The sequence below is a fragment of the Luteibacter sp. P4_E6 genome (assembly GCF_056401535.1).
Genome location: NZ_JBFUJE010000874.1, coordinates 1 through 1,079, shown reverse-complemented (window position 1 = coordinate 1,079; position 1,079 = coordinate 1). Strand labels below are relative to the sequence as shown.

At 61.0% G+C, this 1,079-nt stretch carries 2 protein-coding genes; both read left to right on the top strand.

What is annotated here, in order from left to right; all coding sequences use genetic code 11:
- On the top strand, nt 1-641 hold a 641-nt coding region (locus AC1DT2_RS24250; RefSeq protein WP_477299288.1), incomplete at its 5' end, for a hypothetical protein.
- Between the two features lie 13 nt (nt 642-654).
- Nucleotides 655-1,079, top strand: a 425-nt coding sequence (locus tag AC1DT2_RS24245; RefSeq protein WP_477299286.1) for a DUF6475 domain-containing protein, incomplete at its 3' end; no start/stop codon positions are given.

The window sequence follows — 1,079 nt, the reverse complement described above, 5'->3', positions numbered from 1 at the left end:
AAGCGAACGTGGCCGAAACCGAGCTTCTCACTCGCGTGATTGATGCGCCGCTCTGCTTGAACAAGCGAGTGACTAATCCGGAAAACGCAGGTGGCAACCCCCGCACGTCGTGCACCCCGCAGGAGATGCACCCCGCAGATACTGCGCAGCAACCCCCGCAGGAGATGCACCAACCCCCGCAGATGCCGCGCCAACCCCCGCAGCAGGTGCCGTCTAACCGTCAAGAACCGTCACTAACCGTCAAGGAAAGCAACCGTCACAACGCGGACGCGATCGATGCGACGGATCGGTTCGATGAGTTCTGGGCAGCGTATCCCCGGAAGGAAGGTCGCAAGGATGCCGCCAAAGCCTGGGTGAAGCTCAAGCCAACCGCTGACCTTCTTGCGACGATCCTCGCGGCCTTGGCCCTGCAATCGAAGACTCCGAAGTGGCTTGAAAAAGGCGGCCAGTTCATTCCCTACGGTTCGACCTACCTCAACGGCGAACGTTGGAATGATCAGGTCCCAACCGTCACGCAGGACGTGGTGGTGGCCGGAGCTTTCGGCCCGAGAGGCAAACAGCAGCAGTTGGAAGAACGCAACAAGCGCGTCGCCGATGAGTGGCTCGCTGAGCAATCCGCCGCTTCGCAAAATCAACGCTGACTTGGCCACGACGATGCAAGAAAACGAAAGCACAAGATTCGCCGATCTGCTGACGGCCGCCATGGCGTACTACGGCAAGGAAGCATCGCTGTTCATGCTTAGCATCTTCTGGGATGCGCTGAAGCGGTTCGAGTTTGAGGACGTGTCGCGCGCCTTCAGCCTGCACGCGCAGAACCCGGACAACGGCCAGTGGGCGCCCAAGGTCGCCGATGTCGTGAAGTTGATCGAGGGATCGACGGCAACGCAGGGCATGACCGCCTGGGCGAAGGTGCTGAAGGCCATCGGCTCCGTTGGCCGCATGCGTTCCGTGGCTTTCGATGATCCTCTGATTCACGTCGTGCTGGACGAGATGGGAGGCTGGTACGCCCTGTGCAGCACGAATGAGGCCGAGCTTCCGTTCAAGGCGCGCGAATTCGAGCGCCGCTATCAGGGCTACCG